The organism is Algiphilus sp. (genome assembly GCF_965216485.1).
Lineage (GTDB): Bacteria > Pseudomonadota > Gammaproteobacteria > Nevskiales > Nevskiaceae > Algiphilus.
In genome coordinates, this window is sequence record NZ_OZ244162.1 from 1,606,113 (window position 1) to 1,619,931 (window position 13,819).

Below are 13,819 nucleotides of genomic sequence, written 5' to 3' on the forward strand. Positions count from 1 at the left end.
TCTGCATGAGTAAACGCTTACCGCTTTCCGGCCCGCGCGGCCGGGTTGCCATCGTCGCGGGTCTGCGCACGCCCTTCGCCCGCATGGGTACCCATTTCCGGGACATCAACGCGGTCGACCTGGGCGCGATGCTGGTGTCGGAGATGGTGGCACGCAGTGATCTGTCCAAGTCGGAGATCGATCAGGTGGTCTTCGGCATGACCGTGATGATGCCGTCGGCGCCGTTCATTGGTCGCGAGATCGCCTTGGCCTGTGGCATGCCGGATGTGGACGCCTACAGCCTCACGCGTGCCTGCGCGACCAGCTTCCAGACCGCGGCCACCGCGGCGGAAAGCATTCTTGCCGGCACCGCCGACGTGATCATCGCCGGTGGTGTGGATTCCACCTCGCACCCGCCCATCACCATCTCCAAGAAGCTGACCCAGGTGCTGCGCGACGCGCAGTCGGCCAAGACCATGCAGCAGCGGCTGAAGCTGTTCTCCACGCTGCGGCCGAAGGATCTGCTGCCGGTGCCGCCGTCGATCACCGAGTATTCGGTGGGCGAGACCATGGGCCAGAGCGCCGAGAAGATGGCCAAGAAGTGGGGCATCACCCGCGAAGAGCAGGACGATATCGCCCACGCCTCGCACAGCAATGCCGCTCACGCATGGGCGCAGGGCTGGATGGACGAGCAGGTGATGACCGCCTTCATCCCGCCCAAGTCCACCCCGGTGCACGAGGACAATCTGGTGCGCAAGGACTCCAAGCGCGAGGGCTACGGCAAACTCAAGCCGGTGTTCGACAAGCAGTACGGCACCGTGACGGCGGGCAATGCCAGCCCGCTCACCGATGGCGCCGCCGGCATGATCCTGATGAGCGAGGAGAAGGCCAAGGTGCTGGGCTACAAGCCGCTGGGCTACATCCGGGGCTACCACTTTGCCGCCAAGACGCCCAAGGACGACCTGCTGATGGGGCCGGTCCTGGCAGCGCCGGTGGCGCTGGACCGCGCCGGTGTCACCCTCAAGGACATGGATCTGGTCGACATGCACGAGGCCTTTGCCGCCCAGATCGCTTGCAATCTCAAGGGTTTGGCGTCGAAGAAGTATTTCGAGGAAACCATGGGCCGCAGCCAGCCCGTGGGTGAAGTGGATCGCAGCAAGCTGAACGTGGTCGGTGGTTCCATCGCCTACGGTCACCCCTTTGGTGCGACCGGCGCGCGTGTCATCGTGCAGACCCTCAACGAGCTGCAGCGCCGCGGTGGCGGTCTTGCACTGACGACCGCCTGTGCCGCCGGTGGTATCGGCGCGGCCATGGTCCTCGAAACCGAATAAGCAGGAGTCCGATATGAGCGATCAGGAATCATCGGCGGCCACCAAGGGCGCCACCAAGAAGACCGCCCGCAAGGCCTCCGCCGCCAAGAAGAGCGCGGTGAAGAAGTCGTCCGCGAAGAAGGCAAGCGCAAAGAAGGCAAGCGTGAAGAAGACGGCGGCCAAGAAGGCGGCGCCGGCGAAGAAGGCTGCGACCAAGGCCGCTGCCAGCCCCGGCAGCACGGCCGGCGGTGCTGGTTTCACCTTCCGCCGCGAAGGGGACATCGGTCTGGTCGAGATCAATGTGCCCGGCGACGCCCAGAATACGCTGAAGGCCGAGTTCGCCGGCCAGTTCGAAGAGGTCATGCGCCAGATCGAGCGTAACGGCGACCTCAAGGGCGTGGTGGTGATCTCCACCAAGCCGGGCTCCTTCGTGGCTGGCGCCGATATCACGATGTTCGACCGGGCGAAGACGGCCGAGGAAGTCGAGCAGTTGTCGATTCAGTGCCAGGCGGCCTTCCAGCAGTTCGAGTCGCTGCGCATTCCGGTGGTGGCGGCCATCGACGGCGCCTGCCTGGGCGGCGGCCTGGAGTTGGCGCTGGCCTGCCACGCGCGTATTGCCACCGACGCGGCGCAGACCAAGCTGGGGCTGCCCGAGTGCATGCTGGGACTGCTGCCCGCCGGTGGCGGCACGCAGCGTCTGCCGCGTCTGATCGGCATCGCCAACAGTCTCGATCTGCTGCTCACCGGCAAGGAAGTGCGGCCCGCCAAGGCGCGCAAGCTTGGCATCGTCGACGAGGTGGTCCATCCCGGTGTGCTCAAGGAAGCCGCCATTCGCAAGGTGGTTGCGCTGGCCTCCGGCAAGGGCAAGGCCAAGGCGAGCCGTCTGCAGCAGGCCAAGAAGGATCTCAGCGGGGCGGTGACCGGCCTGGCGCTGGAGGACACGCCCGGCGGTCGTCTGGTGCTGTTCCGCCAGGCGCGCAAGCAGTTGCTGGCCAAGACCGGCGGCAACTATCCCGCGCAGGAGCGCATCCTCGACGTGGTCGCACTGGGCTTCTCCAAGGGGTTGGACGCGGGCTATGCCGCAGAAGCCAAGGCCTTTGGCGAACTGGCGATGACCGACGTCTCGCGCCAGCTGCGCGGCATCTTCTTTGCCCAGAACGCGCTGAAGAAGGAGACCTTCGTGCCGGCCGGGGTGACGCCGCGCAAGCTGGAGAAGGTGGGCGTGCTCGGCGCCGGGCTGATGGGTGCGGGCATCGCGCTGGTCAGCGCCAACAAGGCCGGGATCAACGTGCGCCTCAAGGACCGCGATGACAAGGGCCTTGCGCACGGCTTCGAATACCTGAACAAGTTCTACGGCAAGCGCGTCAAGCGCGGGGCGATGCGCCGCTTCGACGCCGACGCGGAACTGCGTCTGGTGACCGGTGGAACCGGCTATCAGGGCATGCGCGGTTGTGATGTGGTGGTCGAGGCTGTCTTCGAGGACCTCGATCTCAAGCATCGGATGATTGCCGATGTCGAGGCCCATTGCGGCCCGGACACCATCTTTGCCTCCAACACCTCCTCGATTCCGATCACGGACCTGGCCAAGGGCGCGAAACGGCCGGAGAACGTCATCGGCATGCATTACTTTTCGCCGGTCGAAAAGATGCCGCTGCTGGAAATCATCACCCACGCCAAGACGGCCGACGCCGTCACTGCCACCGCGGTCGCGCTCGGCAAGGCGCAGGGCAAGACCGTGATCGTGGTCCAGGATGGCCCCGGCTTCTACACCACGCGCGTGCTTGCGCCCTATCTCAACGAAGCGGCCCGCATCCTCGGCGAGGGCGTGGACCCGCACGCCATCGACAAGGCGCTGACCGCCTTCGGCTATCCAGTGGGGCCCATCGCCCTCATGGACGAAGTGGGCATTGATGTCGGCACGAAAGTGGCGCCGGTTCTGGAAAAGGCCTTCGGTGAACGCATGCAGTCGCCCAAGGCGGCCAGCGCGATGATCGAGGCCGGCTACCTCGGGCGCAAGACCGGCCGCGGCTTCTATGTCTACGATGCAGGCAAGAAGGGCAGCAAGCCGGTCAACGACGCGCTCTATGAGCTGCTGAACGCGCCCAAGGGCACCAGCATGGCGGCGGGCGATATCGTCGATCGCTGTAATTGGATGCTGGTCAACGAGGCGGTGTACTGCCTGCAGGAAGGCATCATCGCCGAGCCCATGCACGGCGACATCGGCGCCATCTTCGGGCTTGGTTTCCCGCCTTTCCGCGGTGGGCCGTTCCGCTTCATCGACGAAGTGGGCGCAGTGGCCGCGGTGCGCAGTCTGGAGCGTCTTGCCGAACGGCATGGTGCGCGCTTCGAGCCGGCGCCGCTGCTGCGGGACTACGCCAAGGCCGGCAAGCGCTTCCACGGATAACGGGAATGGCCAAGCAATCCACGACGGAGAATCCGCTGCTCGACGGGTTGCGTGTGCTCGATCTGTCCCGGCTGCTGCCGGGACCCTTCTGCACGCTCTACTTGGCGCAACTGGGTGCCGAGGTCATCAAGATCGAAGAGCCCGATGGTGGCGACTATGCCCGCGCCATGAGCCCGGAACTGTTCAGTCTGGTCAATCGCGGCAAGGAGTCGGTCACCCTCGATCTGCGTCTGGCCGAGGATGTCGAGACCTTCAAGCGCATGGCGGCAGAGGCCGATGTGGTGGTCGACTCCTTCCGCCCCGGCGTCATGGACCGGCTCGGCTGTGGCTATGAGGCGCTGCGTGCGGTCAACCCGAAGCTCGTTTACGCCGCCCTCACCGGCTATGGCAACAGCGGCCCGTACCGCGATCGCGCGGGTCATGACATGAACTACCTGAGCTATTCCGGGGTGCTCGATCAGGTCGGCCCGGCCGGTGGCGCACCGGCGCAGTCCAACGTCCAGATCGCCGATCTGGCCGGCGGCGCGCTGACCTGCGCCATCGGTATTCTGTCTGCGGTGATCGGCGCGCGTGCTTCAGGGCAGGGGGCCTTCGTCGATGTGGGCATGCAGGATGGCTCGCTCGCCCTGCAGGCGGTGGCCATGTCGACCCTTCGCAGTATGGGCCAGACCCAGCCGCGTGGCGAAGACATGCTCTCCGGTGCGCTGCCGAACTATGCCATCTACCGGTGCCGTGATGGCCGCTACATCGCCGTGGGTGCGCTGGAACCGAAGTTCTTCCAGCGGCTGCTGGCGGCCCTGCAGGAGGAGCTGCTTCCGGCTGGCGTGCGCAGTGCACTGGAGACAGCCACCAAACGCGCCCTCGGCATGACCAAGCGCAAGCGCAAAGCCGGCTCTGGCGCCGAGGGCGGAAACAAGGCCGACAAGGGCGGCGTTGGCAAGCTTGCCAAGTTGCTTGAGGACCCGAAGAAGGCCCAGCGCATGCTGGCGCCCATGCGCTGGGCCCTGCGCGCGGCTTTCCTGCTCAAGACCCGGGACGAATGGGATCGCATCCTGTCCGACAAGGACGCCTGCATCAGTCCCGTGCTGACGCTGGAGGAAGCCCTGCAGAACGAGCAGACCCGTGCCCGCGGCATGGTCGAGGATGACGGCGGCAAGCCAGCCTTCCGCAACCCGATCCAGTTTGTGGGCGCGAGCACGCGCAGTGGTCGCGCGCCGGCGCTGGGCGAGCACAATGCCCGGGTCGCCGAGTGGCTCGCCGCGGCGCGTGCCGGGCGCCAGGCCGCTTCCTGAGCCGTCGCGCCGTACGAGGAGCAACATCACAAACTCGCCGCCGCTGGGATCGCCAGCGGCGGTCTTTCGCTCGCCCAGCGGAAGCTTTCATGAATCCGTCATGGAACCGTCACGGCGGCTCGCTAAGCTCTAAACCTAAGAAATCACAAGGTTTTTACGAACCGGTAGTTTTTCTTCTCGGATCTGCGCGCGGGTGAGTCAATGACCCGGCGCGCCTCTGCGCGTTGGAGTCGTCATGCTTCGTCCTCTGCCTCATCTGTCCACGCCGCGTCGCGTTGGGCGCCGGGATTTCTTGCGTCGTTCCCTGATGATGTCGGGCGTGGCAGCCACCGGCCCGCTGCTATGGAGCTGCTCGGGTGGCGGCGGGCAGGGCAGTGCTGTGGCCGCGCCCGCGCTCACCCGGCTCGGGCCGTTGATGGAACCGGACGCCAACGGCATCCGGTCGCCGGCAGGCTTTACCTCACGGGTCGTCGCCGAGAGTGGGGTGCCGGTTGTCTCGGACCTCATTGGTGGACTGCTGGGTCCGCTGCTGGGCTACGAATGGCACACCTTCCCCGATGGTGGCGCCACCTTCGCCGCCGAGGACGGTGGCTGGGTCTATGTCTCGAACAGCGAATCCGTGCCGGGTGGCGTAGGCGCGCTGCGCTTCGATGCCGACGGCAACCGCGTGGATGCCTATCGCCTGCTGCGCGGCACCACCATCAACTGCGCGGGCGGGCCAACGCCCTGGGGCACCTGGCTGTCCTGCGAGGAGCGTACGCGCGGCCTGGTCCATGAGTGTTTCCCCTTCGGTTCGGTCAACGACGCCAAGACACTGCCGGCGCTGGGCATGTTCGATCACGAAGCGGTCGCGGTCGATCCGGTGCGCCGGCATCTGTTCCTGACCGAAGACACCGGCGACGCGCGCTTCTATCGCTTCATCCCGAGCGCGGCCGACTGGCCGATGGACGCCGACCGCCCGGCGCTGGAAGACGGCTTGCTGCAGGTGGCGGTGATCCCGAATGTGCTGGATTCGCGCGACATCGCCTTCGGCACCGCGCCCATGCCCATTGAATGGGTGGACGCACTGGCGCCGGAGGCGCCGCAGAGCGAGAACCGCATCGAGGGCACCACGGTCTTCGCCGGGTCGGAGGGCATCTGGTACTTCGACGACATCGTCTACTTCACCTGCAAATCCGGCAACCGGGTATGGGCATTGAACACGGCCGACAACACCATCGAATTGATCTACGACGACGACGCCTTCGGCGGTGCCGATGCGCCGCTGCGCGGGGTCGACAACTGCGTCGTCTATAACGCCTCGCGCGATCTGCTGGTGGCCGAGGATGGCGGTGACATGCGCATCAGCGCCATCGGCCCGGATGGGGTGGTCGCGCCCATCCTGCAGATCGTCGGGCAGGACAACTCCGAAATCACCGGTCCGGCCTTCAGCCCGGACGGCACCCGTCTGTACTTCAGCTCGCAGCGCGGAGGCCGCGGCAGTGGGGGTATCACCTACGAGGTGCGTGGACCCTTCAACGCCAGCCGCTAGCGATACGCCATGGCCAGTAACCAGCAAGGCCGCGAAATCCGCGCGGCGCACATGCGCGAACGGCGTCAGCTGATCAAGATGCTCGGGGCCACGGCCTTCTTGACCGGGGTCAGCGGCTGTGGCGGCTCTGCCCCCGCCGATGGGACGGCACCACCACCGTCCGGCACGCCCGGGGTGGGGGGCGGTGACGCGGGCCGCGCCATCGATTTCACCCTGCCCGAGGGCTGGGATTATCCCGCCGTGATCGAACTGTTGCCCTTCGGGCACGGCGTCGCCTCGGGTGATCCGCTGGCCGATCGCGTCATCCTCTGGACGCGCGTGACCGTGCCCGACGCTGATGGCTGGCGTGCGGAACGGCCCCAGGGCCTGGAGGCCGTCGATGTGCGATGGGTGATCGCCACCGATCCGGGCCTGACCGATATCGTCGGCGGCGGTACGGTGCGCACCAGCCGGGCACTGGATTGGACGGTCAAGGTCGACGCGTCCGGCCTGTCGTCGGCGACCAGCTATTACTACGCCTTTGGTGCGCTGGGCCGCACCTCCATCGTCGGTCGTACCCGTACGGCACCGGCGCCGGGCGATGCGGTGGATGCGCTGCGCATCGCGCACGCAGCCTGTACCTCCTACTGGTCGATGGATTTCCATCCCTACAGCCGCATCGCCGAGCGCGACGATCTCGACCTGTTCTGCCATGCCGGCGACCACGTCTATGAGTTCGTCGACACCAAGGGCTGGTATCGCGCGCGCAACGACCGCTTTGATCTCGAGGACGTCGACTTCCGCAAGTGGTTCGACGCCGAGGAGTGCGGCCGACGCTACGCGCTGTACTACAGCGACCCCGATCTGCTCAAGGCGCATCAATCGCTGCCCTTCGCGATCATGCCGGATCAGCACGACCTGGACGACGAGACCAATCCGGATACCGGCGTGACTTTCACCGAGGCCGAAGCGGCGCAGGTGTTCTGGCTCTGGACCCCCTCCAGGCCGCCCCTGCCGGATGGCAGCGGGGCCTTCGGCCCGGCGCCATCGCCAGACAGCAACATCGCGGCCGTACCACGGGCGGCTGCGACTCAGCTCTACCGCGCGCTGCCCTATGGCGATCTGGGCGAGGTGCTGCTGATCGACATCCGGCGTCATCGCGACCCCGAGGCGCCCACGGCCTTGGAGCAGCTGCTCGGCGTTGCGCAGACGGCCTGGCTGAAGGCGCGCCTGCTGGATTCGGCGCAGCGCGGTGTCACCCATCGGGTCATCGTCAATCAGATCAATCTGTCGCAACTGCGCGTCTTCAACGTGCCGGTGCCGGGCGTGTTCGAAACCCTCGGCCTCGACCCAGACGGCCCGGAGCTGTACACCAGCGGCTGGGGTGGTCTGCCGGAGGCGCGGGACCAGCTCTATGGCTTTCTGCGTGACAACGGCATTGTCGACAACGTCGTCATGTCCGGAGACAGCCACGGCTGGTTTGCCTCTGACCTTGTGGAAACATCGGGTCTGCCCGCCTATGAGCCGCTCACCGGTGGCGGCACGCAGGGCGTTGTCGGCGTCGAGATCGTGCCCTCGGCCTTCGGGCGTCCGGGAGGCGGAGAGGTGGTGGCCGGTTCGCTGTACGAGGCGGCCAACGGCCGGCCGGTGCACGAGGACTACGAAAACTACCGTCGCATCTATGTACCGATGGGCAACGCCACCATGCGCCTGGTGGAACCCGCGGCACAGTTGGCCAATCCCAACCTGCGCTATTTCAACTGGCGCACCTATGGCTACGGGCTGGCCCATCTGACCAACAGCGAAGTCGTCTGCGAACTGTGGGAGGTGCCGGCGCCGGTACGCAGCGATGCGCAGACGCTGATCCGCCAGTTCCGCTCGGCTGTGGGGCGCCCGCATCTGGCGCGGGATTTCGCCGCCAATCCCACCAGCGGTCTGCGCACGGCAGCCGCACCCGATGCCGAACCGGCGCCGGCCACGGATCGGCTGACAGGATGACGAAACACGCCATGGATTCCCGCCGACGGTGGATGATGGTGTGCCTTGCCGGTCTGCTCAGCGCCTGCGGCAATGGCGTGTCCACGCCGGCTTCCGACAGTGGCGCGCCGCCAGGGAACAAGCCGTCGCCATCGCCGGGGGACACCCCCGCAGCACCTATCGAGGCGGTGGAGCTGTCGATGCAGCTGGCGGGCGCAGGGCAGGTGGTGTCCTCGCCACGCGGGCTGGACTGCACGCGCGATTGCGTCGGGACCCTGCCGCTCGACGGTGGGCTCACACTGGAAGCGGTGGCCGCCCGCGGATGGGTCTTCTCGCAATGGAGCGGGGACTGTACCCAGCGCATGGGCGCGGTCTGCAGTGTGGCCGAGTCTGCGCGCGCCACGGTGCAGGCACGCTTTGTGCGCGCCGAGGCCGCGCCTGTACCGGGCACCCGATTCTCCGGGGATATGCACACCCATTCCGACCACTCCAGCGACGGCAGCTTGGCGCGCCAGGCTGCCGACGACGCCGCACCGGGCAATATGCCGCTGGCCGACATCATCGCCCTGGTCGAAACCGCCCTCGATCTCGATTTTCTGCCCTTCACCGACCATCGCACCTACGACCAGCATTACGATCCCAACTGGCGTTCGGCGTCGGTCCTGCTGATTCCTGGCGAGGAGGCCAATGGGCGACCGCACGCCACCGTCCACGGCGGTATCGACACCATCGACCAGAACGCCAGCGTGGAAGGCGCTGCCGACAGCCGCGTGGTGCAGGAATCCATCTGGATGGCGCATAGCCAGGGCGCGGTCTGGGTGACCGCGCATCCGGATCGCGATTCCACCGACGACAACAATCAGCCCTCGCCCCGGGCCGATGCGGTGGGTGTGGACCTCGTCGAGGTCTGGAACCGCGCCGAGAACCCGGAAGCCGAAATCGCCTACGCCGAGAACCGCTGGAATGCGGGCTGGCGCTTCGGCGTGGCCGGGGCCAGCGACAACCATTTCAAGGAACTGTGGGCACTGGGTGGCACGCCCGGTCGTCCGTCTACCGAGGTGCAGGCGGCTGTATTGAAGGAACGCGCGCTGCTGGATGCCATGCGCAGCGGCCGCACCAGCATCTACTCGCGCGAGCGCGCCGCGCCGCGGCTGCGCCTCAGCGCCGATTTCGACGACGACCCGGATTTCGAAGTGCAGGCGGGTGACGAGGTCTTCGTGCCTGCCGGCACTCCGGGCCGTCTGCGCATCGAGGTGGTCAATGGTCTCGGTGCCCGCGTACTGGTCTATGCCGCACCGGGTCGATCGGCCGAGCCGATCGCCGATCTGACGCCCACGGCCTTGATGAGCGAGACCTTCACCATCGAGGTCGCCGCTCCCGAAAGCCCGACCTGGTTTCGTGCCGAGGCGCGCAGTCTTGGCCTGGCCGAGCCCGCCAGCCTGCTCTTCGGGTTGCTGCTCGGGCCCGCCGAACTCGACAACGTCTTCCAGGAGCTGTTCGATCAGTTGCGCGCGGTGACCTCGCCCATCTTTGTCTCCGCCGCGCCGGCGTCGCCCCAGGGCGAGGCCACGCCGCCGCCCGACGCCGGCACGGACGACGGCGCGGAGTATGTGCTGGGTGCGCCGCAGGCCTACGCGGGCTTTGCCGACGCTGCCGTTTCCCAGGGTGCGCTGCATGTCGTGGCCGAAACCCACAGCGCCACGGCCACCCATGTGCAGTATCGCCGCCGGGATGCTGACGGCCGATGGCAGGAGCGACTGCACCTCACGCAGGAAGACACGGCGCGATTCCCGGCGGTGGACGCGCGGGGTGACACAGTTGCGGTCGTATGGCAGGACGAACGCGCCGGCCAGATGCCGCGTCGGCCGGGCATCTTCGCGCGCATCAGCCGCGATGGCGGGCGCCAGTTCGGGCCGGAGATCACGGTGGCGCAACTCGACGGCATGGCGATGCATCCGGATGTGGCGGTCACTGCGGACGGGGAAGTGCATGTGGTCTGGCAGCAGATCCAGCCGGAGCGGCCTTTCGACGTCTTCACCGCGCGCATCGGTGCCGATGGTGCGCTGGCCGTGACCCGCAACCTCAGTGGGGCCGACAAGGCCTTCAATGCCGCCAACCCCTTCGATTCGCGTACGGCACGTTATCCCGCCTCGGTGCATCCGGCGGTGAGCGTTGCACTGGACGGCACGGTCTGGGCGGCCTGGCAGGACAACCGTTTTGATCGCGACCCATTGTGGACCGGGCAGGCCAGCTACGGAGAAGGAACCGACCCGGACGACTGGCAGATCGCCGTGCGCGCCTTGGATGATGGGGCAGACACCGTCTATCTAGGTGCGGCCGATGCGGCCGATCGCCATCCCGATCTCGGCTTTGATGATGCCGGCACGCTGCATGTGGTCTGGGACAGTAAGCCGCTGCAGGCGGCGGGCGTCAATCTGGCGGTGCTGGGCAGCCGTCGCGCCGCGGACAACCCGGTCTTCAGTACGCCGGAATCGATCAGCGCGCAGCCAGCGAGCAGCGCCACACGGCCGCGTTTGGGTCGTGGTGTGGATGGCACCGCGCGGGTAGCCTGGTTCGATTCGCGCAGCGTTGACTGGCGTTGGCGCGTGATGACGGCGCGCTTTGAAGACGGCTGGACATCGGGCAGCCTGATACCCAGCCGGGGCGTGAACACCTGGCCTGTGCCTGCCGGGGACAGGGTGGTCTTCGCCAGCACGCGGAACGCCGAACGCCTGCAGCGCGACCGCACCCAGCAGATTTACGCGCTGAATACCGGCGCTGCGAAGACGAAGACGCTCAACCAGCAGGGCGCAGCGTTGGTGCCGGTCGATCTGGCGATCGGTTTCTGTGCCGACTGCAGCGACACCGCGGATTGCCACGCCGCGCACGCCCACCATCATCACGGGCAGTACGCATCTATGGCGTCCCAAGCCCCCCGATTTGCTGTGCCCTACCGTCCGTAATGGGCGGCTGACTGGAGACAACGCCATGCACCGACGTCATTTCCTTCACACCGGACTCGCCGTAGCCGGCACCTTTGGCCTGGGCGATGCCTTCTGGCAGCGCGCCTACGGGGCGCCCGCCCAGCCCGGGAAAAGCCCCTATGGTCCCTTGCTCGGGCCGGATGAGAACGGTCTCTATCTGCCGGCCGGCTTTCGATCGCGCAAGCTCGCCGAAGCCTATTCGCCAGTGGCGCTGGCCGGCGGCGGCATGTCGGACTACGTCTGGCACCGTGCGCCGGATGGCGGGGCGGTGTTCCCGCAGGAGGATGGAGGCTGGATCTATGTCTCCAATTCCGAGGTGCCCATCATTGCCGATGAATGCGCGGACGACCTGCGTTCCCGTTTCTGTGAGGATCAGGGCGGGGTCGGCGCCTTGCGCTTCGATGTGGAAGGCAATCTCGTGGACGCGTACCCGATCCTGCAAGGCACCAATAACAACTGTGCCGGCGGTCCGACGCCCTGGGGCACCTGGCTGTCCTGCGAGGAGAACTTCTTCGGCTTCGTCTACGAATGCGATCCGACGCGCCTGAATGCGTCGCGCCGCATCGTGCCGATGGGGCAATTCAACCACGAGGCGGCCGCCGTCGACCCGGTTGGCAAGCAGGTCTACATGACCGAGGACACCGGTGACGGCGCCTTCTACCGCTATACACCGGACAATTACCCGGACCTGTCGCGGGGCACGCTGGAAGTGCTGGTGCTCGACGAGGAGGATGCGCCGGAACGGCGCGACTATTCGCAGGCCATCGACGCCTGGCTCTCGCAGAACCCGGGCGCCGATCATCACGACATCCCGTGGCGCTCGATCATGCCGGAGCTGCGCGAGACCCGGACCGGCCGCGTTCGCTGGGAGCGCATCCGCAATCCGCTCGGCATCCCGCTTCCAACGCGCTATCAGGTCTCGAATGCCGCGGTCTTCGACGGCGGCGAGGGCTGCTGGTTCGACTCGGGCAAGGTCTATTTCACGACCAAGGGCACCAATCGCGTCTGGGTCTACGACACGGTGACGCAGCGCATCGACATCCTCTACGACGCCAGCACGGCCGGCGAGAACACGCCGCTGCGCGGCGTCGATAACCTCACCGTGCATCCCAACAGCCGCGACCTGCTCGTGGCCGAGGACGGCGGCAATATGGAACTGGTGCTGATCACGCACGAAACGCGCACGGTCGCGCCCTTCCTGCGCTATCCGGTGCCGCATTCCGAGCTGGCGGGGCCGGCCTTCACCGCCGATGGCACACGTCTTTATTTCGCCAGTCAGGGCAAGCGCCACACTGTCGACGAAGCCACCGGGCAGGAAGTGCGCGGTGAGATCTTCGAGATCACCGGCCCCTTCCGCCAGGGCGTGCCGGATGACGACGGCGGCGCGATGGACCCGATTGCACCGCCCGCACCGGGAGGCGGCAGTGCCTCTGCATCCGCTGGCAGTGGCGCACTGGCGGGGTCGGCGCTTGCTCTTGGCGGTGCCGCCTGGCTGGCGCGTCGCCTCGCCCGGCGTGCCGAGCAGGCGGCACGGAAGGACTCGGACCGGACCTGAGGTCTCAGCCGAACTGCCATGCCATCAACGCAAAAGGGCGCGCCATGGGCGCGCCCTTTGGTATCGCGTGCGCAGGAATCAGAAGCGGTAACCGGCGCCCACCATGACCACCCAGGGGTCGATATCGACGTCGACCTTGGTCTTGCCGTCGTCACTCGGATCGTTCGGATCGCCCTTGAAGTTGATCGTGGCCGTGGTGTCGATATCGATCCACCAGACCGCCAGGTTCAGCACGATGTTGGGCGAGAAGTCCCAGTCCAGGCCGACCTGGAAGGCCGCACCGATGCTGTCATCCAGGTCCACGTCCGACTCGCCGAGCGCGCCTTCCAGGCTCTCGCTGCTGCTCTCGTCGAAGAAGAGCGTGTAGTTCACGCCGACGCCCGCGTAGGGGTGGAAGCGCTCGCTCTGCAGCGGGATATGGATGTTCGCCAGCAGAGTCGGGGGCAGATGCGTGACCTCGGCAATCTTGCCGAGGCCGCCCAGATCCGGGCCGGTGGCATTGACGTCGTGCGTGAAGGGCGAGGCGCCCAGCAGATCGACACTGAACAGATCCGTCACCATGTAGGTGATGGACAGGCCGGCGGCAAAGGCGTCATCCACTTCGACGCCGTTCCCGGGAAAGCCCTGCACGTCGCCGCTGGTGTCATTAGGAGAGACCCAGGCACCGCCAGCACGTACGATCAAATCGCCGGCCTTGTGCGCATGGGCAAGGGGCGTCATGCCCAGCAGGGCAGCGAGGCTGATCGCGGGGATCAGTTGGGCGAAGCGGTGTTGCGTTTTCATTGCTATGACCTTTTGTGTTGCTCAT

Annotated in this window: 8 protein-coding genes; 7 read left to right on the plus strand and 1 reads right to left on the minus strand. The window is 66.7% G+C overall.

Annotation, left to right across the window (positions count from 1 at the left end; translation table 11 throughout):
* Positions 1-5: 5 nt before the first annotated feature.
* The 7 genes from fadI (at position 6) to ACOOFO_RS07460 (ending at position 13,011) form a co-directional block, all read left to right on the plus strand.
* Positions 6-1,310 (plus strand): acetyl-CoA C-acyltransferase FadI, encoded by a 1,305-nt coding sequence (fadI, locus tag ACOOFO_RS07430; RefSeq protein ID WP_420429477.1) that lies wholly within the window; start codon positions 6-8, stop codon positions 1,308-1,310.
* 13 nt (positions 1,311-1,323) lie between these two features.
* Positions 1,324-3,693 (plus strand): fatty acid oxidation complex subunit alpha FadJ, encoded by a 2,370-nt coding sequence (gene fadJ / locus ACOOFO_RS07435; RefSeq protein ID WP_420429479.1) that lies wholly within the window; start codon positions 1,324-1,326, stop codon positions 3,691-3,693.
* A gap of 5 nt (positions 3,694-3,698) precedes the next feature.
* Complete coding sequence (locus tag ACOOFO_RS07440; RefSeq protein ID WP_420429481.1) at positions 3,699-4,985, plus strand: CaiB/BaiF CoA transferase family protein; 1,287 nt, start codon at positions 3,699-3,701, stop codon at positions 4,983-4,985.
* Positions 4,986-5,220: 235 nt separating this feature from the next.
* A complete protein-coding gene (locus ACOOFO_RS07445; protein ID WP_420429483.1) occupies positions 5,221-6,516 on the plus strand; it encodes an alkaline phosphatase PhoX in 1,296 nt (431 codons plus the stop codon).
* A 9-nt stretch (positions 6,517-6,525) separates the two neighbouring features.
* On the plus strand, positions 6,526-8,493 hold the full coding sequence (locus ACOOFO_RS07450; RefSeq protein ID WP_420429485.1) for an alkaline phosphatase D family protein: 1,968 nt from the start codon (positions 6,526-6,528) through the stop codon (positions 8,491-8,493).
* On the plus strand, positions 8,490-11,435 hold the full coding sequence (locus ACOOFO_RS07455; RefSeq protein ID WP_420429487.1) for a CehA/McbA family metallohydrolase: 2,946 nt from the start codon (positions 8,490-8,492) through the stop codon (positions 11,433-11,435). The genes ACOOFO_RS07450 and ACOOFO_RS07455 overlap by 4 nt, the downstream gene beginning before the upstream one ends.
* A 25-nt stretch (positions 11,436-11,460) precedes the next feature.
* Positions 11,461-13,011 (plus strand): alkaline phosphatase PhoX, encoded by a 1,551-nt coding sequence (locus ACOOFO_RS07460; protein WP_420429489.1) that lies wholly within the window; start codon positions 11,461-11,463, stop codon positions 13,009-13,011.
* Between the two features lie 78 nt (positions 13,012-13,089).
* Here the strand turns inward: ACOOFO_RS07460 and ACOOFO_RS07465 are convergent, their stop codons facing one another.
* Positions 13,090-13,794 carry an OmpW/AlkL family protein gene (locus ACOOFO_RS07465; RefSeq protein WP_420429491.1) on the minus strand — a complete coding sequence of 235 codons (705 nt, stop codon included), beginning with the start codon at positions 13,792-13,794 and terminating at the stop codon, positions 13,090-13,092.
* Positions 13,795-13,819: the final 25 nt, after the last annotated feature.